At 38.2% G+C, this 23,345-nt stretch carries 23 protein-coding genes; 17 read left to right on the top strand and 6 right to left on the bottom strand.

Annotated features, from left to right (window positions below; translation table 11 throughout):
- Positions 1-164: 164 nt before the first annotated feature.
- The 3 genes from GVN22_RS04265 to GVN22_RS04255 form a co-directional block, all read right to left on the bottom strand.
- Positions 165-2,504 carry a M1 family metallopeptidase gene (locus GVN22_RS04265; protein ID WP_166549806.1) on the bottom strand — a complete coding sequence of 780 codons (2,340 nt, stop codon included), beginning with the start codon at positions 2,502-2,504 and terminating at the stop codon, positions 165-167.
- A gap of 222 nt (positions 2,505-2,726) precedes the next feature.
- Positions 2,727-4,439 carry a GMC oxidoreductase gene (locus GVN22_RS04260; RefSeq protein WP_166549805.1) on the bottom strand — a complete coding sequence of 571 codons (1,713 nt, stop codon included), beginning with the start codon at positions 4,437-4,439 and terminating at the stop codon, positions 2,727-2,729.
- Positions 4,440-4,567: 128 nt separating this feature from the next.
- The gene (locus GVN22_RS04255) at positions 4,568-5,077 is read right to left on the bottom strand and encodes a gluconate 2-dehydrogenase subunit 3 family protein (RefSeq protein ID WP_205690781.1); all 510 of its coding nucleotides are present in this window, start codon (positions 5,075-5,077) and stop codon (positions 4,568-4,570) included.
- A gap of 348 nt (positions 5,078-5,425) precedes the next feature.
- On the opposite strand from GVN22_RS04255, the gene GVN22_RS04250 reads away from it, so the two are divergent.
- Complete coding sequence (locus GVN22_RS04250; RefSeq protein WP_166549804.1) at positions 5,426-5,914, top strand: hypothetical protein; 489 nt, start codon at positions 5,426-5,428, stop codon at positions 5,912-5,914.
- Between the two features lie 128 nt (positions 5,915-6,042).
- Here GVN22_RS04250 and GVN22_RS04245 read toward each other — a convergent pair whose 3' ends face one another.
- Positions 6,043-6,189, bottom strand: a complete 147-nt coding sequence (locus GVN22_RS04245; RefSeq protein ID WP_166549803.1) for a hypothetical protein — start codon at positions 6,187-6,189, stop codon at positions 6,043-6,045.
- A gap of 327 nt (positions 6,190-6,516) precedes the next feature.
- On the opposite strand from GVN22_RS04245, the gene GVN22_RS04240 reads away from it, so the two are divergent.
- The 5 genes from GVN22_RS04240 (at position 6,517) to rho (ending at position 12,119) form a co-directional block, all read left to right on the top strand.
- Positions 6,517-7,089 carry a YeeE/YedE family protein gene (locus GVN22_RS04240; RefSeq protein WP_166549802.1) on the top strand — a complete coding sequence of 191 codons (573 nt, stop codon included), beginning with the start codon at positions 6,517-6,519 and terminating at the stop codon, positions 7,087-7,089.
- Positions 7,090-7,242: 153 nt separating this feature from the next.
- Positions 7,243-7,674, top strand: coding sequence for a DUF6691 family protein (locus GVN22_RS04235; RefSeq protein WP_240915558.1), 432 nt, complete (start codon positions 7,243-7,245; stop codon positions 7,672-7,674).
- Positions 7,675-7,842: 168 nt separating this feature from the next.
- Positions 7,843-9,048, top strand: coding sequence for an FAD/NAD(P)-binding oxidoreductase (locus tag GVN22_RS04230; protein ID WP_166549800.1), 1,206 nt, complete (start codon positions 7,843-7,845; stop codon positions 9,046-9,048).
- 165 nt (positions 9,049-9,213) lie between these two features.
- A complete protein-coding gene (locus GVN22_RS04225) occupies positions 9,214-9,843 on the top strand; it encodes a Crp/Fnr family transcriptional regulator (RefSeq protein ID WP_166549799.1) in 630 nt (209 codons plus the stop codon).
- 521 nt (positions 9,844-10,364) lie between these two features.
- On the top strand, positions 10,365-12,119 hold the full coding sequence (rho, locus tag GVN22_RS04220) for a transcription termination factor Rho (protein WP_166549798.1): 1,755 nt from the start codon (positions 10,365-10,367) through the stop codon (positions 12,117-12,119).
- A gap of 541 nt (positions 12,120-12,660) precedes the next feature.
- Here the strand turns inward: rho and GVN22_RS04215 are convergent.
- Together GVN22_RS04215 and GVN22_RS04210 are read right to left on the bottom strand one after the other, a co-directional pair.
- On the bottom strand, positions 12,661-13,959 hold the full coding sequence (locus GVN22_RS04215; RefSeq protein ID WP_166549797.1) for a hypothetical protein: 1,299 nt from the start codon (positions 13,957-13,959) through the stop codon (positions 12,661-12,663).
- Positions 13,949-14,554 (bottom strand): RNA polymerase sigma factor, encoded by a 606-nt coding sequence (locus GVN22_RS04210; RefSeq protein WP_166549796.1) that lies wholly within the window; start codon positions 14,552-14,554, stop codon positions 13,949-13,951. The genes GVN22_RS04215 and GVN22_RS04210 overlap by 11 nt, the downstream gene beginning before the upstream one ends.
- Before the next feature lie 301 nt (positions 14,555-14,855).
- Here GVN22_RS04210 and GVN22_RS04205 point away from each other — a divergent pair, with 301 nt between their 5' ends.
- From GVN22_RS04205 to GVN22_RS04155, 11 genes are all read left to right on the top strand, one after another.
- A complete protein-coding gene (locus GVN22_RS04205; protein ID WP_166549795.1) occupies positions 14,856-15,539 on the top strand; it encodes a hypothetical protein in 684 nt (227 codons plus the stop codon).
- Positions 15,540-15,579: 40 nt separating this feature from the next.
- Positions 15,580-16,380, top strand: a complete 801-nt coding sequence (locus GVN22_RS04200) for an SGNH/GDSL hydrolase family protein (protein WP_166549794.1) — start codon at positions 15,580-15,582, stop codon at positions 16,378-16,380.
- A gap of 42 nt (positions 16,381-16,422) precedes the next feature.
- Positions 16,423-17,877, top strand: coding sequence for a S41 family peptidase (locus GVN22_RS04195; protein ID WP_205690780.1), 1,455 nt, complete (start codon positions 16,423-16,425; stop codon positions 17,875-17,877).
- A 2-nt stretch (positions 17,878-17,879) separates the two neighbouring features.
- Complete coding sequence (locus tag GVN22_RS04190; protein ID WP_166549793.1) at positions 17,880-18,131, top strand: hypothetical protein; 252 nt, start codon at positions 17,880-17,882, stop codon at positions 18,129-18,131.
- 137 nt (positions 18,132-18,268) lie between these two features.
- Positions 18,269-18,778, top strand: a complete 510-nt coding sequence (locus tag GVN22_RS04185) for a Rieske 2Fe-2S domain-containing protein (protein ID WP_166549792.1) — start codon at positions 18,269-18,271, stop codon at positions 18,776-18,778.
- 345 nt (positions 18,779-19,123) lie between these two features.
- Positions 19,124-19,537 (top strand): Rieske 2Fe-2S domain-containing protein, encoded by a 414-nt coding sequence (locus tag GVN22_RS04180; protein WP_166549791.1) that lies wholly within the window; start codon positions 19,124-19,126, stop codon positions 19,535-19,537.
- 67 nt (positions 19,538-19,604) lie between these two features.
- Entirely contained in the window at positions 19,605-20,042 is a 438-nt protein-coding gene (locus GVN22_RS04175) for a thioredoxin family protein (protein ID WP_166549790.1), read from the top strand.
- Position 20,043: 1 nt separating this feature from the next.
- Positions 20,044-20,976, top strand: coding sequence for an FAD:protein FMN transferase (locus GVN22_RS04170; protein ID WP_205690779.1), 933 nt, complete (start codon positions 20,044-20,046; stop codon positions 20,974-20,976).
- Between the two features lie 169 nt (positions 20,977-21,145).
- Positions 21,146-21,331, top strand: a complete 186-nt coding sequence (locus GVN22_RS04165; protein ID WP_304529114.1) for a DUF4266 domain-containing protein — start codon at positions 21,146-21,148, stop codon at positions 21,329-21,331.
- Positions 21,332-21,334: 3 nt separating this feature from the next.
- Positions 21,335-21,802, top strand: coding sequence for a protein-disulfide reductase DsbD domain-containing protein (locus tag GVN22_RS04160; protein WP_166549787.1), 468 nt, complete (start codon positions 21,335-21,337; stop codon positions 21,800-21,802).
- Between the two features lie 12 nt (positions 21,803-21,814).
- Positions 21,815-23,047 carry a DUF3570 domain-containing protein gene (locus GVN22_RS04155; RefSeq protein WP_166549786.1) on the top strand — a complete coding sequence of 411 codons (1,233 nt, stop codon included), beginning with the start codon at positions 21,815-21,817 and terminating at the stop codon, positions 23,045-23,047.
- Positions 23,048-23,345 lie beyond the last annotated feature (298 nt).

Raw genomic sequence — 23,345 nt, 5'->3', positions numbered from 1 at the left:
GTAGTAGAGACGTAATGATTGCGTCTTGAGCTGAATAAAATCTAGTATAATTTCATCAAAAAAGCGGTCGGAAAATATTTTCCGACCGCTTTTTTGATGAAAATTTGAAGAATAAGCCCAATCCTAAAATTCGGGATAACTTCCTTTTACGCTAGAAAGAATTATTATTTCTTAGCACCTTGTACCGCTCCTGCTGCTTGTTTTTGTTGTTGCATTGGGTTTGGCATAGAAGGACGTTGTCCTTTGAACACTTGGAAACGAGTTGGTTGCTCTGGTTCACGAGGGAATGCGTTGTCTTCTGTGTTGATATCGGCAATCTCATAGAATGGGTCAAGTACCCATTTTGCTACTTTTTTATCAGTAGGGATTACTTTTTTCACGTCTTTGTCATTCAAACGCCATACTTCCGCAGGAATACGAACCACTTCGTCTGTACCATCTTCGAATACCATTTTGATAATCACTGGCATTGGCAAACCTCCTTTGTTTTTCAAGTTAACTACATAGAAGTTTTTGTTGCCATTCATCAATTGTTTCTCTTCGTCAGAAAGACCTGCTGTTGCTTGCTCAAAACGTTTTTTATCTGCTTCAGAAGTTGCATAACGATCATAGCTATTGTAGAAATCGCGCATATCTGGGTTAGCTTCTACCACTGTTTGAGTAATATCTTTTTTGTTACGGATATTGCTCATCGTTTGGCGTTTTGCTTCAGCTTCTGTTTTTGCTTTTGCATTTTTTTGCTCAGGAGATTGGTTATCGATACCAAACCATTCAACAGTTTCGATAGACTGGTCTACAGGCTCAACACCGTAGAACCAACCACGCCAGAACCAATCCAAATCCACCCCAGAAGCATCTTCCATCGTACGGAAGAAATCAGCAGGATATGGTTGTTTGAAAGCCCAACGACGTGCGTATTCCTTAAATGCTGCATCGAACAATTCACGACCCATTACAGTTTCACGCAAGATATTCAAAGCTGTTGCTGGTTTTGCATAAGCGTTCGGACCAAATGCCATGATATTGTCTGAACCACTCATGATAGGCACTTGTTGCGTAGGGTCAGTTTTCATGTAAGGTACAATATACTGAGGCTCACCACGACGAGAAGGAAAATCTCTATCCCACTCTTGTTCTGCCAAATATTGACAGAAAGTATTCAAACCTTCGTCCATCCAAGACCATTGACGCTCATCTGAGTTGATAATCATTGGGAAGAAGTTGTGACCTACTTCGTGAATAATTACACCAATCATACCAGCCTTTGTAGCTTCAGAATAAGTACCATCTGGCTCAGGACGACCACCATTGAATGAAATCATTGGATATTCCATACCACCACCCGAAGTAGCGTGACAAGAATACGCTACAGGATAAGGATAAGCCACTGAGTGTTTCGAGTACGAACGCAAGGTATGTGCTACAACCATTGTTGAATATTGTCCCCAAAGTGGATTACCTTCTTTAGAGTACAAAGACATAGCCCACACTTTTTTGCCTTCTACATCCACTTGCATAGCATCCCAGATAAATTTACGTGAACTAGCGAAAGCAAAGTCACGCACGTTATCAGCTTTATAAACCCAAGTTTTCTTTCCTGTTGGTTTACCTTTTTCAGCAGCTTCTGCTTCCTCTTGTGAAACGATTAATACTGGACGAGTAGCAGTTTTTGCTTTCTCCATACGCTTCAACTGTTCGGTTGACAATACTTGAGTGGGGTTTTGCAATTCACCTGAAGCACCAATTACGTGATCGTTTGGCGCTGTGATAGCTACTTTGTAGTTACCAAAGTTCAAAGTAAACTCACCTTGACCCAAGAATTGCTTGTGTTGCCAACCATATACGTCATTGTACACAGCCATACGAGGGAACCAGTGTGCGATGAAGTAATTACAATTGCCATCTTTCGCATAATATTCATAACCCGAACGACCATAGTACTCAGTAATCAAGTAATTCCAGTCAATCGAGAAAGAAACACTAGCACCAGACTTCAATGGCGTAGGCAAATCAATACGCATCATCGTGTTGTTGATCGTGTAAGGTAAATTACCACCTTTAGCATCACGAACCGATGTAATGTTATAACCGTACTTTTTAGGATCAGTCAAATTTTTGAATTGAGCTGTACTAGCTTGCGGACCTAAACCACCTGTTTTGGTAGTATTACCGATGGCATCCTCCTTAAATAGGTTTTGGTCTAATTGTAACCAAAGGTAACGAAGCTCATCAGGAGAGTTATTGAAATACGTGATAGTTTCAGAACCAGTGATTTTACGTTGAATATCGTCTAGTTCTACTTTGATGTCATAATCAGCACGTTGTTGGAAATAGTCCTTGCCAGGCGCACCCGATGCAGTACGATACGAGTTTGGCGTAGGCAAGTCAGTGCCTAGTTGTTCAAAACGCTTGTTGCCGTTATAAGGGTTGGCAGTTTGTTGTGCCAAAGCCCCTAAATTAGAGAAAGCAACCAAGCCAGAAAAAATCAACAGTATTTTTTTCATGGTCGATTTGTTGGTGAAAAATGTTTTTGACGAAATTAAGAAAAAAACAGTTTTAAGTAGTTGGTTTTTGTATGCTATTTGGCGGGTAAAGTCAGGAGTTGAGCGAATTGAGTAGATTTTACAACTGTCTAGTGACTTTTTTTACAAATATTATTCTTTTGCAGTAAAACAAAAAGCCCAATACAACCAGTGTATTGGGCTAAAAAGTGTTTTTGGATAAGCTTATAAATTACCCATTCTCATTTGTTTTACGGCGTAGTCGGCTGCACGAGCTGTCATCGCCATGTAAGTCAATGATGGGTTTTGCGTTGAGGTTGATGTCATCGATGCACCATCGGTGACAAATACGTTTTTACAAGCGTGCATTTGATTCCACTTATTGAGCATCGAGGTTTTAGGGTCTTTACCCATACGCACACCACCCATTTCGTGAATATCCAAACCAGCAGCTTGTTTTGAATCATAGGTCTTGATATTTTTAAAACCTGCTTTTTCAAACATATCTGTCATTTGTTGCAAGTAATCTTTGACCATCTTTTCGTCATTATCATCATAACCTACAGCAATACGCAATTGCGGAATACCATAAGGGTCTTTCAATGCTTTGTCGAGTGCAACATAATTGGATTCTTTCGGGATAGTCTCGCCCATCATGTGCGAACCTACGCTCCACGCCCCACGTGTTACCTTTCCAAGATTTGCTTTCAAATCTTCTCCGATACCTTCGCTGCTGTTATACTCTATACGGCGGCCATCAAAACCTGCGGCATATCCACGCAAGAAGTCCGTTTCTTGTTTATACACATTACGGAAACGAGGGATATAACCACTGTTCGGACGACGACCATCGGTTGTTGAATCCAATAATCCATCATACTCGCCTGACACACGCGCACGGTAATTGTGGAAAGCCACATATTTACCCAAAACGCCACTGTCGTTACCCAAACCATTTTGGAAACGATTTGAGGTAGAGTTCAACAAAATCAAATTGGTGTTCAGCGCTGCGGCATTCACAAAAATGATTTTAGCATAAAACTCAATCATTTCTTTGGTGTTCGCATCAATTACTCTTACGCCCGTTGCTTTACCTTTTTTCTCGTCATAAATAATCGAGTGAACCACCGAATCAGGGCGAAGTGTCATTTTACCCGTTTTCATTGCCCAAGGTATTGTTGAGGCGTTACTACTAAAATATCCCCCAAATGGACAACCTCTCTCACAAATAGTACGATGCTGACACTGCGCACGACCTTGTTGCAAGTGAATTGGTTGTGCTTTGGTAATATGCGCCGCACGACCAATAATGATATGGCGGTCTTTGTAATTTTTGGAAACTTGTTCCTTGAAATACTTCTCGACACAGTTCAAATCGTGAGGTGGTAAAAACTCACCATCTGGAAGTGTATCCAAACCGTCTTTATTGCCTGTAATACCTGCAAATTTTTCGACATAACTATACCAAGGCGCCAAGTCGTTATAACGAATAGGCCAATCTACCGCAAAGCCATCACGTGCTGGCCCTTCAAAGTCGAAATTACTCCAACGTTGCGTTTGGCGTGCCCATAGTAACGATTTTCCACCTACTTGATAACCTCTAATCCAATCAAAAGGCTTTTCTTGTACATAAGGATGTTCTTTATCTTTGGCAAAAAACTGCGTTGTGCCTTCGTAAAAAGCATAACATTTACTTACAATTGGATTTTCTTGTTTGATTTCATAAGGCAATTGCCCTCTGTGTTCAAATTCCCAAGGCTGTAACATCGTGGTCGGATAATCTACTACATGACGTACATCTCGCCCACGTTCGAGCACCAACGTACGTAAGCCTTTTCCTGTTAATTCTTTGGCTGCCCAGCCACCGCTAATACCTGAGCCAATTACAATGGCATCGTAGGTTCTATTTTTTGTACTATCTATATTAAAATTACTCATGGAATCAATGATTATTTGAAGAGCTGTCGGGATTCGGCTTACAGATTTATGTCTAAAAAGCGCTTCTGTTTAAATCATAGAGGCATTTTTGCCGAACGCCCACAGCTCATTGCCGAAAGCCTTATTACTTATTTTACTTTTACACATCCATGGTATCTACCTGGTACCATTTCATAATGTGTGATGTTGGTCATCACATACTCAGAATTGAGATAACCACGAACCGTTAAACCTTTAAGCAAACCATAAAAATCTTTGGTTTCGGCACCTTTTTCAAAGCCTTTCAATAACTCTATTCGCTGTGGAGTATCGAGCTGCGTGAATGGTTTACTATATTGTTGTTGCGCTACAGCATCTATTTGACCAATACCTTTGGCAAAAGCTGATTGCACTTCCTTAGAGTAGCAATCGACGATCATTTTTTGTACAAAAGTATCCAAACCAAGGTCTTTTGCCCCTGGCGTATTAGTTTTTGGGATAATGGTTTCAACTGCTTCGCTTAATACACTTGCTAAATTAGGACGCAACCAATTTTGTGTTGTCAGAGAGTTGGTCGACCAACCATTTGCCCACTCGGGTAAGGCTATCGCTCCTCCGATGAGCATCGCCATACTTTTTAAGGCATTACGTCTTTCCATAAGTTTGTCTTTTAGTAGTAAGAAAATGGGATTATTTTTAGTCTTTGAGGATATTTCTTATCTTTATTATAGCTTGAAAAATGGTATTGAATACTCAGACCGAGTAAGCTTTAACGAAACGACTAATACTTTTTTATCCAAAATCTTTGCAAAAAAATATTAGGCAAAATTTTTACAGGCAATAACTCCCAATATACACATATTTTCATAAATGCTTATCCTTCTCAAGTAGGTTATCGGAAGCATAAAATATAATATTTTTAATAAAAAATTTACTTAAACAAAATATACAAACAGCGAGTTTAGCCTTCATTCAAAAGATTGTTTCATTATATCCTATTGTATTTTATGGCACATGCAAATCCAGAACTCATCCAAGCCTTGCGTCGTACGGCACAAAAGCTATCTAGCGGAAATCCATACCAATGGGGGCACATGGGAAGTTGTAACTGTGGCAACTTGGCGCAAGAATTAACCCAACTTAGCAAAGCGCAAATTCATGAGTTTGCGATGCAAGGCCGTGGCGATTGGCGCGAACAGGTAGAGGAATTTTGTCCTACCAGCGGGCTTCCAATGGATCTTCTCATCGCAGATATGCTCAACCATGGTTTGACAACATCCGACTTACAGAATCTAGAACGTTTGAGTGATAAAAAAGTTTTAGCTAGAATTCCTCTAGAGCGCCGTGACAAAATGCGCCACAATTACCGTGACGATGTCATGCTGTATCTCAATGAATGGGCAAATCAATTGGAAGAGGAATTATTGCCAAACATCAAGCTTGACTTGTCGTTCATGAACGAAGAAAAAGTAGAAACAAAATTGGTAGCCATTTAAGTATTCATACGCTTTAGGCAATAAGTCGTAGGCATTAGGCAGAAAAACTTTTTCCTAATGCCCATGGCTGACAGCCGAATAGCTGAATTTTATTTTGCATTAACATCTCGTGTCTCAACACTTTAAAGCTATTTTACAATCAACTTGAATGTTAACAAAAGACTAATCAACATTTTTGTAAGCAAATTTCTTACATCCGAGTAGTTGAATGCCGAGGATGGTGTCAAACCATTTTCGGCATTTTTTATTTCACCCAAGAAAGTAATTCTATCCATTAGTAATAGTCTCTTTACAGAAAATTTGCGCTATGTGATAAAAGTTACATTTAATGCCTTATCATTAAAATAACTTTGTATCATCAAAAAAGAATAATCATCTACTCAGTGACGACTTATCTTTATTCTTTTTGAAACTAAATATCGCTAACTATTTGTTTAAATGATACTTATGCTATCTACTTCTTCTGATAGACATCTTTTAATTTTCAAGCATTTTTTACAAATAAATTACTCAGCGTTATAGAAAGTCTATACTCTTTTAAGAAATAAGAAAATAAAATACTTAATCTATAGATATTATTCATAATCAATTTAAACATAATCATGGAACTACTTGAATTCATTAAACAACCGTGGCCTTGGTATGTAGCAGGTCCTTTAATCGGACTCACTGTCCCTACCCTACTATTAATCGGAAATAAATCATTTGGTATATCCTCATCATTACGACATATCTGTGCAGCCTGTATGCCAGCAGATATACCATTTTTTAAATACAATTGGCGTAAAGAAATCTGGAATTTGGTATTTGTTTTTGGCGTATTAATTGGTGGTTTTATCGCAACCAATTTCTTAGCGAATCCAAATACCATTGTGATCAATCCACAAACAATTAAAGATTTAAGTGCCTTAGGGATTAAAGACTTTAATGGCTTGATGCCTTCAGATATTTTTGCAACTGAAAATATTTTTAGTTTAAAAGGATTGATATTCTTTGTAATTGGTGGCTTTATGGTAGGATTTGGCACACGTTGGGCAGGAGGTTGTACATCGGGACATGCCATTATGGGTATCTCTAACTTACAAGTCCCATCAGTCATTGCAACTTGTTGCTTTATGGTTGGCGGTTTTGCTTCAACGCACTTGTTATTGCCATTGATATTTAAGTTATTTTAAAAGGGAACAGGCACAAAGGAGCAAAGGCACAGAGTGTTAAAAGAGTTATCCCTATTTCCTCTCATATATTTTCCATAAAATATTATCATGAAATCGACATTTGAAACTCCGATAGTAGAAAAAGAAGAATTCGTTTGCGAAGCGCCAAACGACATGAAAACTTCAGAAAGCGGTTTTGCTAATCTAAAATACCTCATCGTAGGAATTATGTTTGGTATCGTTTTCGTAAAAGCAGAGATTATTTCTTGGTTCAGAATTCAAGAAATGTTCCGTTTGCAAAGCTTCCACATGTATGGCGTTATTGGTAGCGCTGTGGTGGTAGGTATGATTTCGGTATTTCTCATCAAAAAATTCAATATCAAAACGCTATCAGGAGAAACGGTAGAGTTTCATCCCAAAAAATTCCAACAAGGACAAATCTATGGTGGTTTACTCTTCGGATTAGGCTGGGCTATTACAGGCGCATGTCCTGGACCATTATTCGCTCAAATTGGTAGCGGTTTTGTAGCAGTACTTGTTACACTTTTGAGTGCTATTGCTGGCACTTGGACGTATGGATATTTTAAGGAAAAGTTACCTAACTAGAGTCAGCAAGACGAAACGTTAAAGTATTATTAGTTAAGAGAAAAGCACCCTTGTAAGGTGCTTTTCTCATTTTATCTATTTTCAAATAACATTTACCCTTTGTAACAAATATCACAGAACATCTTTGTTTATTTATAGAATTTGCAGAAAAAACCAAATTTCTGTACCATGAATAATCAATTCGAAGTTCTTATAGTCGGTGGCGGCAACGCAGGTTTATCTGTTGCAGCACAATTGTTACAAAAAAAATCTGGATTATCTATTGGTATCGTTGAGCCATCAGAGAAACACTATTATCAACCGGCATGGACCTTGGTGGGTGCAGGCGAGTTTGATATTACCGAAACAGAAAAAAACGAGAAGGATTATATTCCAGCAGGAAGTACATGGATTAAAGATGCGGTAGCAACCTTTGAGCCAGAGCAAAATCAAGTGACCTGTAAAAGCGGAGCGAAATATACCTACAAGATTTTGATAGTAGCCCCTGGCATCCAGATTGATTGGCAAAAAATCAAGGGTTTAAACGATACACTCGGTAAAAATGAGGTAACGAGTAATTACTCATTTGATGTAGCGCCATATACGTGGGAGCTTATTAAAAACTTCAAAGGCGGTGTTGCTGTTTTTACCAATCCAAGTACTGCAATCAAATGTGGGGGAGCGCCACACAAAATCATGTATCTGGCTTGTGATTATTGGCGTAAAAAAGGTATTCTCGACCAGTGCGAAGTACACTATATATCAGGCGCTGGTGTAATATTTGGCGTAAAGGAATATGCACAAACATTAGAAAAGGTTGTAGCTGATAATCATATCCTTACGCATTTTGGCGCTAATACCGTAGCAATTGACGGAAAAAGCAAAACCGTTTTATATGAACAAAAAAATGCAGAGGGGGAAATTGTTCAGAAAAGCCTGAACTTCGATATGTGTCATGCGGTGCCTCCACAAAGTGCCCCTGATTTTATCAAAAAAAGCCCTTTAGCTGATCCTAACAATGCTCTAGGATACGTTGAAATCAACAAAAACACGATGCAACATAGTCGTTATTCTAACATTTTTGCACTTGGTGACTGTACCAATGCTCCCTGTAGCAAAACGGGGGCTGCTATCCGCAAACAAGCCCCTGTAGTTGTCGAGAATACACTGAGAGTATTGGCACAACAAACTCCTACTGCCGAATATACGGGCTACAGCGCTTGCCCAATCCCAACGCAATATGGCAAACTAATGCTAGCGGAGTTTGACTACAGTAACACACCAAAAATGACCTTCCCTTTTGACCAAGCAAAACCACGCTGGACGATGTGGCTACTCAAAAAATATCTTTTACCATGGTTGTATTGGAATAGAATTTTGACAGGAAAAGCTTAATAACCTAACCCTTTATTTTCAAGCCAAAGAAGATAGTTCACAACTACCCTTCTTTGGCTTATTTCATATCAAACCTTGACAAAGTATATTGATAGTAATTCATATATTGATATATTATTGTATCTTGTCAAACATTATCCCCAACTTAAAATAGACACACTTAACATGAATTTATCTTTTGTAAAGGAGAAATTTATAGGCATATTCGAGAAAGGATTGCTCGATGAATTAGAACAAATAGGAAATTACATGGAACTAGATGAAGGTCATGTAATTATGCGTCCTGGAGGCTATATCCGCACTGTACCAATTGTACTGAGTGGTTCCATCAAAATCCTTCGTCCCGACGATGAAGGACGAGAAGCGCTGCTTTATTATTTGGGAGGAATGGACTCGTGCGCTATGTCATTGAGTTGCTGTCTTGATCGTAAGCAAAGTGAAATATTAGCTGTTACAGAAGAGAAGACAACGCTTATCACTATCCCAGTCGAAAAAGTAGAAGAATGGATGTGTAAATACAGTACTTGGAAACAGTTTGTATTCTTGACCTATCAGCGTCGTTTTGAGGATTTACTCAACGCCATTGATGAGATTGCATTTCATAAACTCGACGAACGTTTACTCAACTTGTTGCAACGCAAAAGCAAGCAAAGTAAAAGTTCTATCATCAATATCACACATGAAGTTTTGGCTGGTGAACTCGCTACCTCACGTGAGGTGGTATCTCGTTTGTTGAAACAATTAGAAAAAATAGGAAAAGTAAAACTCTCCAGAAATAAAATAGAGCTTTGTTAAATGACAATCTGATTTTGGTTATTAGTCTTCTTCAATTTGCCAATTCTCGTATATTCTAATACCTGCCACTATCATCAAACTTGTCTGAGTGACCTAACCTAACTTGCTCAATGCAATGCACTTGAGACAAGATGGATATGTCCTATTGCAAGATTTTAGCTCATAGAGATTGAAGTTTTAATATTTTTCCTGAAATGATTTAAACCATTTTATCTTAAGATTGTCAGAAAAATAATTAGATGATAAAAGCCTAGGATACAGGGAATAGACTTAAAAAAATAACCAAACTCCTTGACAAATTAAAAGATTGGTATTATCATTGCATCACGAATAACTGTTCAGTGATATTCTTCAGTTAAGCTCCTTACTAATAATTGCTTAACAATTATCTTCCACCTCGTACCAGATTTCCGAATTTTAATTGTAACATTTATCATCTTGTTGTACGACTGTAAAGACGACTTAACCACCATTTTCCTGTAAGGCTCTTTTCATTACTATCAGCCTTATTTTTTACTCGTATGTATACTATTGAAGAATTAGAGTTTAAGCTCGTATCGGAGCTTCGTGAACTTGCTCAAAAATTAAATATCAACAATACAATTGACCTACCAAAAAAAGAACTCATCTATAAAATATTTGACCAGCAGGTAAAAGGTAACACCCCGTTATCGACTCCTGCAATTAGCGATGCTATGGAAAATGAACAAAAACCAGAGAGAAAAGTGAGGAAAGACACAGCCCCTGCTTCAGACAGCCCACGCCCAAAAAGACAACGTATTCAAAAAGTTGATAATCCTGTAGCAGAAGCCAACACAATCGCAAAAGCAGAACCAATTACTAAATCGGAACCTGCTTTAAAGGAAACTACCGTCAGAACAAGAACCGCTAAAGAGCCTAAAGCCAAAACTGAAGCGGTAGAAGATATTATCTTTGATTTTGATGAAGACCCAATTGTTATCGATTTGCCAGAAGATGTAGAAAACGAATTTGCTGACATCGATACTTCTTTTATCACAACAGGAGGTGAAGATTTTGATTTAGGTTTTAAACAAGATCCCCCAACAGATATTCGTCCTGAAGGCAACAAACCGAACACTGCGCCAAATACTGCTGCTACTGTTCGTAAACCTATCTATAATCAAGCTATCCGTGAATTTGACGGTATCATCGAAAACGAAGGTGTACTCGAAATCATGCAAGATGGTGGATATGGTTTCTTGAGATCGGCTGATTATAATTATTTGGCTTCTCCAGATGATATCTATGTATCGCCTTCTCAAATCAAGCTTTTTGGCCTTAAAACGGGTGATACCGTTCGTGGAGCGATTCGTCCTCCTAAAGAAGGTGAAAAATACTTTGCCCTTTTAAGAGTAGAGTCTGTCAACGGTAAAACTACCGAAGAAATTCGTGATCGTATTCCTTTCGAATACCTAACGCCGTTGTTTCCTGATGAAAAATTAAACCTTTCATCAAGAGGAGACCAATACTCAACTCGTATTCTTGACTTATTTGCGCCAATTGGTAAAGGTCAGCGTGGTATGATTGTAGCACAGCCTAAAACTGGTAAAACAGTCTTGTTGAAAGAAATTGCTAATGCTATTGCCAAAAATCACCCTGAAGTATATTTGCTAATTTTATTGATAGATGAACGTCCTGAAGAGGTTACAGATATGCAACGCAGTGTTCGTGCAGAAGTAATTTCATCTACGTTCGACGAACAAGCTGAACGCCATGTAAAGGTTGCGAGTATCGTTCTAGAGAAAGCAAAACGTATGGTTGAATGTGGTCATGACGTAGTTATTCTTCTTGACTCTATCACTCGTTTGGCTCGTGCGTATAATACCGTCGTTCCATCGTCAGGTAAAATCTTATCGGGTGGTGTGGATGCCAATGCGCTTCACAAACCAAAACGTTTCTTCGGTGCCGCTCGTAATGTTGAAAATGGTGGTTCATTAACGATTATTGCAACAGCCCTTATCGATACAGGTTCGAAAATGGACGAAGTTATTTTCGAAGAATTTAAAGGTACTGGTAACATGGAATTGCAACTCGACCGTAAGTTATCTAACCGTCGTATGTTCCCTGCTATCGACGTACCTGCTTCTGGTACTCGTCGCGAAGACTTACTCATGGACAAAGAAACACTACAACGTGTTTGGATTTTGCGCAAGCACATGAGCGACATGAACTCGGTAGAGGCAATGGACTTCTTGTTACAACAAATGAGAAATACCCGCAGCAACGAAGAGTTTTTAGCTTCGATGAATCGCTAATAGATTATCTCCGTATATATTCAAAAGCATTTGCTCTAGACATAATAAGTGTTTATACTTATTATGTTCAGGGCAAATGCTTTTTGTTTTTCTTCTCCTGTATGCCTTTCTGAGCCTATTTCCTATTCGTAAATAATTGTAACCATACATTCAAAAACTGTTTGTTATTTAAAATCGCCTGTTCATTGCATTTATCGTGCTGTTCATATCTCCGCTATTTTTTCAAAACATAAACTGAGTACCTTTGAATCAATAATCACAAGCACGTCATAGCTCTTTAATTCAATGGCGGGGATTAAAGAAGCCTCATGAGCATAGTGTTAATGTCGAGTCACTCAAACAGTCCATAAATTAGTCTATGAGCTAATATGCTTGAGTGCTTCCCAAAAGCTAATCACAAATTAGGACATCCAGTGCACAGGATCTTCTAATTTTTGATTAGCTTTTTTTATGATCCTTACTTTAAAACAACAAAAAAGCCTGCCATCTCGATAAGGACGACAGGCTTTAGCCTCTATCTAAAATTCAAAATGATTCTTTCTTAAAAAGTGTAATTCAACTTCAACTCCCCTCCTAATCCATAATCTTTACGATAATTCACACTTTTTTGTTCGAAAATATAAGTTGGTGTCAGTTGTATCGAGAAATTATTAAAACGCTTCTCCATGCCCAATGAAACCACATAATTGTTGAACAATTTGGTCTCTATTGACGAATTGACATTATTGACCGTTTGTTCAATATTTTTATCTCTAAAATCAAAATCTACTCTTCTGGTACCAGAAATATCTAAGTCTGTTCCTACCTTCCCAAGTAGATAAAAATCACTCTTTAACGGCAAATAATAGCCAATTCGGATTGGAACTTGTACCAGTGTACTTTGTTCCTCAATGTTCTTGATTGGTGAGCCAAATGGAATTTTAGGAGCAAAATTTACTCTAAAATCAAAATCGTTGCGCATTTTAAAATGATCGTCATTTGGATAACGCTGTACAGCTAATTGCGAATATTGAATACCCGCAGTGATACTCAAACGCTTATCCAAAAACAACTCCACATGTGCTCCAACACCCAATTGCGCTTTTGATACCACACCTCCAACACCAGCACGCACATAGGCATCGGCTAGCGAGAAACGCATTCGTTGTGGACCTTGCGTGGTATCTTCAGGTTCGTAATAAGTAAAATTAGTCTTCGAAATCTGAGCCTTGGTATCGGCCGAGTCCAATTTCCATGTTTTGGACTTCAACTTACGCCAATCTGGAATAGCCAAATTTTTCGCAATCGATTCTTCAGATTCATCAGCACTCTTAACAATCAAGTTTCCTTGACTATCTCTTTCAGTATTTCCAATCGCAGTTTGCCCTTTGTGTAAAGAACCCTGATGAGCCACCTGCCAGTCACCTGAGCTAAAGTCAGCTTCAGTTGATGGATGCTTCTCCATATTCAATCGTTGAACAGAGGCTTTCAATTGTTTTTCTTGGTTTTGGCTAGTACTTAAAGCAAGAGCTAATTCAACATTTTTTTGTTCTTGTTGTTCTACTTGCTGGGCTAGCATTTGCTTTTCCACCAAAAGGCTATCCTTTGTTTCTGTTACTGAAATTAATTGTTGCTGTAAATCTTTTTTTGCATAGTATTGGGTTAAGGTGGTAAAAAGTAGACTCACAATCGTAATGCTAGCGGCAATATACATTGCTTGTTTGCTCACAAGTACTTTCCAGTATGGTACTTGGTGGGCTTGAGCGAAAGCTTGGAATTTGTCCCAATCTTCCTCCTGAAAAGTGGGCTGAATTCCATCAAGTTTTTTCTTGATAGAATCATCAAATTGATCAGTTTTCATAAAAATTGTTCGTTAATCCGACTGAAAATAAATGCGGATAATATGTCTTTATCATCTCTTGAAGTTTCAAACGGGCTTTCATAAAGTTAGAACGTGACGTTCCTTCATTGATACCCAGCATCTCTGCAATCTCACGGTGATTATATCCATCTACTACGTGCATCATAAAAACCGTTCTGTATGAAGTGGGCAGCTTTTGCACCAATGCCAAAATATCCTCTGCTGCCATTTTATCAATCACGTTTTCGTCATAAACAGGCATAGTTGCATGTTCAACCTCTAGGCTGTATAAGTTCTTTTCTCGTTTGTGATAATAATTAATACACGTATTTACGAGAATCGTTCTAAACCAAGCCTTAAACGATTGAATATTTTCATAACGATGGATATTTTGAAATACCTTCATAAAACCATCATTAAGTATTTCCTCCGCATCTTCCTGATTGGAGGCATACCTTTGACAGATATTTTTGGCATAACTGAAGTAACTCTTGAAGAGTACCTTCTGAGCGTCGGGATTTTGTTCACGGCAAGCTCTTAAGACACTTTCAAGGTCATCCTTGTCAAAGTCGGTATTTTTTTTTCTGAAAAACAAAGGCTTAAGTGTTTTATAAAGCTAAGTTAAACATTTGAACAGACTATCTACTATTGTAATGGGCTGATATTCAATTCTACCCATCATAATTTCCTATTTTCCCTTATCTGAAATTCTTCTAAATAGTTTGACTGAGATTTAGTGTTTTTCGTTGCCTGAAAAAAAAAAAAAATTTAGGCAACGTTTTATCACACGATTGAGGTCATGTTTATTGAATTCAAACCAATAACATATTGAGAATGAGTAAACTCAAATCTTGGTATGTAACTGTATAGTAAGAACCATTTATTATATACATTTTATGAAAAAGTTAAGAACACTTGTATTAATTAGCCTAACTACCATGACTGTTGGCGCTATGGCTCAGCAAAGCGCTACTGTAAAAGATTCTAGTAAGACAGAATACATTTTGAAAGGACTAAGACCTGTAAAAATAAAACAGATAGGAGTATATGTGGCTCCCGAAACACAAATCAGTTATCTGGATGGTCATGTAAAACCTTTGTTTGGAGGCTCAGCGATGATTTTGTTAAATCAAAAATTAGGCATCGGGTTGAGTGGCTATAGTACTGGAAGGGGGTTTCGCAATGGTGATGGAGTTGATTTCAGATATGGTGGCGTAAAAGTTGAATATACTTTTAGACCCAGCAAACGCTTTCACTTTAGTGTCCCAGTATTGTTAGGAATGGGCTCAGCCAATGATAGACTAGGAATGGACAACGACAATAGAAATCCACAGCCTTGGGGCGGGCCATCGAGAAATGGTTTTGGAAATCGCTTTTTCGTAGCACAGGGAGGCATAAATCTAGAAGGTAATTTATTCAAATATGCTAAAGTTTTTGTAGGAGCGAATTATCGTTTTGCTGGCATCGACAATCGTCGCTCAACTAGTACGTTAGATTACAATCAAGTGAGCGGTCCGTCGGTAAATATAGGCTTGAAGTTTGGTTTATTTGATCATCCGCTTCAAAAGAAAAGCAAATAACGTATAGAGGAACAGGTTCAAAAATTAGCATTGATACAACATGAGAATCTTGGTCATTGGTGGGCATCAGGTTTTTGGATATGGTGTCGCTGCATCTAAAGGATTTGTCGATGTGCTTACCGAAAGTGTAAGCACACTCGACCACGAGCAGGTAACTGTAGACACCTTGGTACATTTTTCTATGGAAAAAACCATCGAGGCGCTCATGGGACTTGGCAATTATATTTCCAACTATCAGTTAATAATCATTCAAAGTGGATTAGATGAACTTGATGGAGAGCGTCCTTGGACACATTTATTTAGTGACTCATTCCATTCATTTAATCATCAAGTAGAAACAGACGAAGTGTACCGCAAAGCAATTATTGTTCCATCTAATTTGGCACTAATGCGGGAATTATATCGACCAAACCCTACTCTGAAGCAACCATCTCTAAGTTTTCCTTGTCTTCCTTATATCAAAAGGATGCTATTAAATAAAATGGCGAGTACAGGGAAGCTTGGTGTAATCAAGCACTTTGAACGAAAGCTCAAGGTGATGATAAATTTGCTTCAAAACTTTAAAGAAAAAGTAATCTTACTTGGACCACAGCCTAGTTTGAATCCTTGCACACAATTGCTAAGAAATCTTGGGGAGGATATTCTTAAAGACGTTTGTAAAGCACAGGATTTCAATTGGTTTAAAACAATGGAGGTGATTGAACCTCACCCCTATTTTTTCTTGACCGATGGCAAGCACCTCAATGCGCTTGGACATCGAGTGTTGGCCAGTCAGATACTAAGACACTATCGTTTTGAAGTTCGTAAACATCAATATTATTTCCAGCTATGTGACAATTAGTCTTAGCTAAGAAGTCAAGCATTATAAAACTCACTAAATTTTATGAATAGTATGCTACGTTTCAACATCATCAAATTTATAACCGTAGTCAGTATTAGCCTGTTGGTGTTTACGGCATGTTCAAAAAAGGAAGACTCAACAGTTACTCCTACAGACAATACCCAGCAGATTAATCAGTGGATTTATGATACGATGTCAGACGCATATTATTGGTATGATCAGTTACCAGCCATTAGTACGCTATCTTTAACGGATGCTTCTGATAGTTTCTTTGAAAAGCTGGTATATCAACGCAGCACCATCGATAGATTCTCGATGGTAACAGACGATGTTGATGAACTCGAAAAAGAGTTCAATGGTGTGTCAAAAGTTTTTGGCATTCGCTATATGCTTGGTTATTTGGACAATACACAAACCAATGTGGGTCTTGTTTTAACTCAAGTAATTGCAGGGAGCCCTGCTGCGGTAGTAGGACTAAACAGAGGTGATATTATTGTAAAAATCAATGGACAGAATATTACTAGTAGTAATTTTTCATCTTTGATGGGTAACGAAACGGTTACTTTTACTTTAGGAAGTATTACCAATGGCAGTATTGCGGCCACTTCGAATACTGTATCGGTTACTAAAACAGAGGTCACTGAAAATCCTGTAGCATTTTCAAGCATTGTTCAAAAAACCTCTGCTAATAAAACCATTGGGTATTTGGTTTACACACAATTTGTGCCAGGACTTGACAGTGGCGATACCTTGAAATACGATAACCAGTTGCGTAGCATTTTTGCAGACTTTAAAGCTGCTGGAGTAAACGAATTAGTATTGGATTTGAGGTTTAACCCAGGAGGGTATATCAGTAGTGCCACAACATTGGCATCACTGATTGTCAACAACTTAACAACGAATAAGGTTTTTTTTAAAGATCAATACAATAGTAAATATCAAACTTATTTTGCGAAACAATATGGAAGCAATATATTTAACAACTATTTTTCTATTGAAAAAAATAATATTGGCAATAATCTAAACCGAGTGTTCGTATTAACATCTAACGGAACAGCATCGTCAAGCGAGCTGGTGATCAATGGATTAAAGCCATATATGCAAGTAATTACGATTGGGGAACATACCTATGGGAAAAACCTTTTTGGAACGCTGGTGGCTGACGACCAAAAGCGTTGGAAATGGGGAATTTACATGATGTTAGGTATTACTCAAAATGCCAATGGAGAATCAGACTATGGAAATATAAACGGAATTGCACCAACTTATGCTGTAGATGACAATGTATTGCCGTTACAGCCTCTGGGGAACGATTATGAGCCGTTATTTAACAAAGCCTTAACTGTGATGGGCGTGTCGGTACCAAGTACCAATGGCGCTCGTCAGAATGCAGGAATTTTATTAAATTACACCTCCCATGAAAATTATGCAGATAATCCGATGAGGAACGAGAAATTTATGATCAAAAACTATCTCCCCAAATTAATTAACAAATAATTATGAACGTATCAGAAAGTATGACACTTTGCACGGTTAAAACCCCGCAAAGACCTCATTACGATGAAATTGTACAAAAGCTTTCTCAGTGTTGTTATTGGTGCAAACAAACACTTGGGTTAAAACTTTTCAGAGGCTTTCAGATGGCTATTACGATTGCTAACCAAGAACTTACATTTGAATTAAAAGATTTATCGTCAGAAAAAAATCCGACTTATTTCTTTGACTTGGTAGAACAACATCCCCTAGCATAATATAGCCATAAGATTTCATCCATAGTTTTTATGGATGAAATCTTGAAACCAATCGTTCATCTTTCTGCTACAAACTTATTACCTGTGCCATCTTTACGTTTAGACTAACCATATATTTTAACAAAATCTTTCATCCAATGACACGTTATGAGTTCTTAAAATCGATGGGCTTTCAGGGAGGCGCATTAATGGCATTGCTTGCCTCTTGCCAATCTAATAATGACCCTACTCCCACTTCGACCACCAGTTCAAGTTCGTCATCAAGTAGTAGCAGCTCATCTAGTTCGGGAAGTACATCCGGCTCTACCTCAGGTACAGGTACATCGTCTGGCTCTTCTTCTGGCTCAACGCTTTTAGCTTCTGTAGACTTAACAGCTACTGCAAATGCGGCTCTAAAAAACAGTGGTGGTTATATTATTGTCAACAGTATTGTTGTAGCACGTACTGCTCAAAATACGTATGTGGCAGCCACACAAACTTGTAGTCATGAACCAAAGAAAAAAGTGACCTTTCTAAATGGTGAATTTTTCTGTTCAGAACATGGTGCCAGATATAGCACTACTGGTGTTGGACTTAACAGCTATGGAGCCAAAGGTTTAGCAGTATATACAGTGACCGTCAATGGTAATACATTAGAAATTTCATAAGATTGCTCATAATCATAAGTAATCGTGCAGAATAAGATTTAAGTTATGTGTTTAGGCACTAGGCGACAGGCACAAGGCACAGAGTGTTAAAATGTTTTTTATTACCCACAGCCATGCTTTTTTCCAAAACCCACACCGCCGAAAGCCGTTACCTGAAAGCCCCGAGCACAATCTTAAATTTTAGCTTTCGGATTTCAGCTTTGGGCATTCGGCAAAACATATTTATCGTTACTAAAAAACAAATTTTCACTCTTTGCCTTATGCCTGTTGCCTTGTGCCTAAAACACAAAACTCCAAATTCAGCACTCACAACTCAAATAAGTCCATTTACTAACCATATTAACAATGACACGTTACGAATTCTTAAAAAATGCAGGGTTTGGCGGAGCCGCCCTAATGACTCTTCTTACTGCATGTAGTAAAAGCTCTGATTTATCTCCTATTGCAACCCCAGGAAGTGTAGATTTTACACTTGACTTAACAACTTCAGCCAACGCTGCCTTAAAAAATAGCGGTGGTTATATTATCAATAGCAATGTTGTAGTAGCACGTACATCGCAAGGTACTTATGTGGCAGGTTCGCATATTTGTACACATGAAGCAAGAACAAAAGTGGTATTTCTAAACAATGAATTTTATTGTACAGAACACGGCGCTCGCTTTACTACAGCAGGGGTTGGACTAAATAGTTATGCAAGTGCAGGATTAAGTGTGTATAAAACCGAACTATCTGGAAATTCGTTACGTATTTATTCTTAGAACATAAGAGTAACGTCAACTTCGATGGCTATGTTTTCGGATAAAGCCATCTATAACTTAAAAAAAGATGAAAATACTAAGTGCTTTTGTTATTTCCTTTCTTTTGAGCCTAGCTCCCGAATGGAAAACCGACTTTGCTTCTGCAAAGCAAGAAGCTACGCAATCACACAAGTATATTTTGCTGAATTTTTCAGGCTCAGACTGGTGTGTACCTTGTATTAGATTGAAAAAAGATGTTTTTGAAACAGGTACTTTTCAAAACTTTGCTACTGAAAAATTGGTATTAGTTCGTGCGGATTTTCCTAGACTGTCTAAAAACAAGTTAAGCCCACAGCAAACTGAGCATAATGAAGCTTTAGCAGAAAAATATAATCCCGAAGGTAAATTCCCTTACACGTTATTGATTGATGCCAATGGTAAAGTCGTAAAAACATGGGATGGCTATACCAACACGCCTCCTGAAGAATTTATCTCTCAAATTAACAAGATTACGAATGCCAAATAGCATGAGCCAAGTCGAAGTACATAAGCAAGGTCATCGCTTGATGGGTAATTATTTTGAAATTAGCGTAGTCAGCGATAATGCCGACTACGCTAATAGTTGTATCGACCAAGCCGTAGAAGAAATCAAGCGTATTGAACGCCTTCTGACTACCTTCAACGACCAAAGTCAAACGAATCAAGTCAATGCAATGGCAGGGATTGCTCCTGTTGAAGTGGACGCCGAAATGTTTGATTTGATTGCTCGTGCACAACGCATATCAGCACTGACACAAGGTGCATTTGATATTACTTATGGATCGATTGACAAAAGCTTATGGAATTTTGATACCAACATGACCGCTTTGCCAAGTAAAGAAATCGCCTTAGAGTCTGTTCGCTTGATTAATTATCAACATGTAATCTTGAATCCAGAACGTCGCACGGTTTTTTTAAAAGAAAAGGGTATGCGTATTGGATTTGGTGGTATCGGAAAAGGTTATGCCGCCGAGAAGGCCAAACAGTTGCTAAAATCGTTAGGTATACAAAGTGGCATTGTCAACGCCGCTGGTGACCTTACTACTTGGGGCAATCAGCCCAATGGAAAACCTTGGACCATTGGCATTGCCAATCCACAAGCTGGCGAAAGTCCTTTTTCGTATTTGTCGATCAGCGATGTGGCTGTAGCTACGTCGGGCAATTATGAAAAATATGTGATGATTGATGGTAAAAAATATTCGCATACCATCGACCCACAAACAGGCTTACCTGTGTCAGGCATACAAAGCGTAACTATTATAAGTCCCAACGCAGAACTATCTGATGCTATGGCTACTCCTGTGATGGTGATGGGTATCAGAGTAGGACTAGACTTAATCAACCAAATGCGACAGATAGCTTGCATTATTATTGATGACCAAAACAAAATTTATACCTCACGGAATATTAACATAAAGTAATAATGCAGTCCGAAAATTGATGATAACCAAATCGTAAAATTATATTTTGTCCGTTTTACAATTTTCAACTTTTCGCATATTGCCAAAGCTTTGTTGATATTTCACAAACAAATCGACTCTCAGTATGAAATCAACACGTTTTAACATAAAAATAGCAGCATTGCTATTGATGGGAGGCCTAGCCACAAGCGCTTGCCAAACTGTAAAGCCTTACCAAAAGGCCTATATTAATGATTCTGATATGGAATTGAGTTCTCGTAAGGTTGTCAAATTTGAACAAAACTTCCAACTGTATCGTGAAGGTGCTTCGGGTGCCAATGGCGGTAAAACAGGCGGTGGTTGCGGCTGTAACTAATCTATGATGAATTGCTTTTTAAGAATACTACTAATTGTCTTTTGTATAGGTTATTCCCCTCTACAAGCACAGACCAAACGAGCAAATTTTTCGGTATCTACTACCAAAAAATATCCGAAAAAAGGCGAGACTATTCAACTTGTACTCGAAGCACAAATTTTTCCTAACTGGAAATTATATGCTAGCGACGCACAGGTTGTACCAGGGCCTAAACCTGCTTATTTGGTGATTCAGCCCCATGCTAGTTTTAAACTTATTGGAGGGCTAAAATCTATTAATCCCCACAAAGAGAGGGACACATTCTGGAAAGGACAAGTAGTGTATTTTGAAAAAAAAGCACGATTTACACAAGCCATTCAAGTTCTCGAATCTCACACTCAAATTACAGGCAAAATCATTTACCAATTGTGTACGACCAACAATAGCTCTTGTGTTCAACATCAAGACTCTTTCCAGGTGCAGTTACACTAAATTCATTGAAACATGAAAAAGCTTACACTGGCGATAGGTTTATATATGGGTGTACTTCTTAGTGCATCTGCTCAAAAAACGGCGGATACTAGCAATTACCAAAGCCGTAAGTTAAAAGTAGAAGAAATTAATATTGTGTCTAGTTACTATCATCAAGATGGTAACAACTCGGCTGTAACGGGCGGTATTGGTACCGAAAAATTAACCGATTTTGGTAATACCTTTGATATTCGTTTCTCGAAATGGGATAGCAAGGCTCGTCAGCATTTTTTTACTTTTGAATTAGGCGTAGATGCTTATTCATCGGCATCCTCAGACAAAATCGATCCTTACACTGTATCCTCTGCTTCCATGACTGATAAGCGTATCTATCCGTCGTTGGCATGGAGTGTGAATAATGCCAAAAAAGGAACAACCTTCGGAGCAGTAGCCTCTTATTCGACCGAATACGACTACCAATCGTATGGAACAGGACTAAATTTTTCAAAAACATCTAAAGACGGGAATCGCGAGTTTAGTGCCAAAGTCAACGCATTCTTTGATACATGGAAAGTAATTTTACCTTCCGAACTTCGTACAATTTACCGTCCAGATGGCACTTTTTATTTCTATGGATCAGGTGGCGAAAATGACCCATATCCAGTTGACTATAAACCTCGTAACTCTTACAGTTCCTCATTCTCTTTGGCACAAGTTATCAATAAAAGAATGCAAGTGTTACTAACGGTTGACCCAGCCTATCAGGCAGGTTTGTTGGCTACCAAATATCAACGTGTATATTTCACAGATGGAACTGTAAAATCAGAAGAACTTCCTGATACCCGTTTCAAATTACCTATTGGTGCTCGTTTGAATTACTTTGCAGGAAACAAAGTCGTAATTCGTACATTCTATCGTTATTATCAAGACAACTGGGGCGTAAAGGCTCATACATTTGAATTGGAAACGCCAATCAAAATGACGCCATTCCTAACCTTGAGTCCATACTATCGTTATTATACGCAAACTGCGGCGGACTACTTTGCCGCTTATGGTGTGCATAAATTGAGTGACCAATATTATACAAGTGACTACGATTTATCGAAACTTAATAGCAATATGGTAGGCACGGGTATTCGTATTATGCCTCCTCATGGTGTATTTGGTATCCAAAGCTGGGCTTCGCTCGAGCTTCGCTATGGACACTATATGCGCTCGAATGGCTTGAATTCTAATACTATTACCCTTTACGCAAAATTCAAGTAGCAATGAAGGATTTCAAACAATTTCAGATTGGGGATTTCTGATTTCGGAAATAAAGTAAAATACCTCTATTTTTTACAAAACATAAAAGTTTACACTTCCGAAATCCAACATCTGACATTAAGGTTTTACGAAGAATTTTCAACTATTGCGGATTGGGGATTTTTGATTTCGGAAATAAAGTAAAATACCTTTATTTTTTACAAAATATAGAAGCTTACACTTCCGAAATCCAACATCCGACATTAGGGTTTTACGAAGAATTTTCAACTATTGCGGATTTGGGATTTCTGATTTCGGA

This window comes from Cellulophaga sp. BC115SP (assembly GCF_009905545.1).
Lineage (GTDB): Bacteria > Bacteroidota > Bacteroidia > Cytophagales > Spirosomataceae > Flectobacillus > Flectobacillus rivi.
Note: the sequence above shows the minus strand (reverse complement) of the source record. Positions and strands in the feature narration are given on the sequence as shown.

What these genes read in the sequence shown, in the direction of transcription:
- GVN22_RS04155 (WP_166549786.1), top strand. Translation starts at nt 21,815, where the DNA reads ATGAAAAAGCTTACACTGGCGATAGGTTTATATATGGGTGTACTTCTT.
- GVN22_RS04265 (WP_166549806.1), bottom strand. Translation starts at nt 2,504, where the DNA reads ATGAAAAAAATACTGTTGATTTTTTCTGGCTTGGTTGCTTTCTCTAAT.
- GVN22_RS04205 (WP_166549795.1), top strand. Translation starts at nt 14,856, where the DNA reads ATGAAAAAGTTAAGAACACTTGTATTAATTAGCCTAACTACCATGACT.
- GVN22_RS04180 (WP_166549791.1), top strand. Translation starts at nt 19,124, where the DNA reads ATGACACGTTACGAATTCTTAAAAAATGCAGGGTTTGGCGGAGCCGCC.
- GVN22_RS04165 (WP_304529114.1), top strand. Translation starts at nt 21,146, where the DNA reads ATGGGAGGCCTAGCCACAAGCGCTTGCCAAACTGTAAAGCCTTACCAA.
- GVN22_RS04235 (WP_240915558.1), top strand. Translation starts at nt 7,243, where the DNA reads ATGAAAACTTCAGAAAGCGGTTTTGCTAATCTAAAATACCTCATCGTA.
- GVN22_RS04250 (WP_166549804.1), top strand. Translation starts at nt 5,426, where the DNA reads ATGGCACATGCAAATCCAGAACTCATCCAAGCCTTGCGTCGTACGGCA.
- GVN22_RS04175 (WP_166549790.1), top strand. Translation starts at nt 19,605, where the DNA reads ATGAAAATACTAAGTGCTTTTGTTATTTCCTTTCTTTTGAGCCTAGCT.
- GVN22_RS04195 (WP_205690780.1), top strand. Translation starts at nt 16,423, where the DNA reads ATGAATAGTATGCTACGTTTCAACATCATCAAATTTATAACCGTAGTC.
- GVN22_RS04185 (WP_166549792.1), top strand. Translation starts at nt 18,269, where the DNA reads ATGACACGTTATGAGTTCTTAAAATCGATGGGCTTTCAGGGAGGCGCA.
- GVN22_RS04240 (WP_166549802.1), top strand. Translation starts at nt 6,517, where the DNA reads ATGGAACTACTTGAATTCATTAAACAACCGTGGCCTTGGTATGTAGCA.
- GVN22_RS04225 (WP_166549799.1), top strand. Translation starts at nt 9,214, where the DNA reads ATGAATTTATCTTTTGTAAAGGAGAAATTTATAGGCATATTCGAGAAA.
- GVN22_RS04215 (WP_166549797.1), bottom strand. Translation starts at nt 13,959, where the DNA reads ATGAAAACTGATCAATTTGATGATTCTATCAAGAAAAAACTTGATGGA.
- rho (WP_166549798.1), top strand. Translation starts at nt 10,365, where the DNA reads ATGTATACTATTGAAGAATTAGAGTTTAAGCTCGTATCGGAGCTTCGT.
- GVN22_RS04190 (WP_166549793.1), top strand. Translation starts at nt 17,880, where the DNA reads ATGAACGTATCAGAAAGTATGACACTTTGCACGGTTAAAACCCCGCAA.
- GVN22_RS04245 (WP_166549803.1), bottom strand. Translation starts at nt 6,189, where the DNA reads ATGGATAGAATTACTTTCTTGGGTGAAATAAAAAATGCCGAAAATGGT.
- GVN22_RS04160 (WP_166549787.1), top strand. Translation starts at nt 21,335, where the DNA reads ATGATGAATTGCTTTTTAAGAATACTACTAATTGTCTTTTGTATAGGT.
- GVN22_RS04170 (WP_205690779.1), top strand. Translation starts at nt 20,044, where the DNA reads ATGAGCCAAGTCGAAGTACATAAGCAAGGTCATCGCTTGATGGGTAAT.
- GVN22_RS04230 (WP_166549800.1), top strand. Translation starts at nt 7,843, where the DNA reads ATGAATAATCAATTCGAAGTTCTTATAGTCGGTGGCGGCAACGCAGGT.
- GVN22_RS04255 (WP_205690781.1), bottom strand. Translation starts at nt 5,077, where the DNA reads ATGGAAAGACGTAATGCCTTAAAAAGTATGGCGATGCTCATCGGAGGA.
- GVN22_RS04200 (WP_166549794.1), top strand. Translation starts at nt 15,580, where the DNA reads ATGAGAATCTTGGTCATTGGTGGGCATCAGGTTTTTGGATATGGTGTC.
- GVN22_RS04260 (WP_166549805.1), bottom strand. Translation starts at nt 4,439, where the DNA reads ATGAGTAATTTTAATATAGATAGTACAAAAAATAGAACCTACGATGCC.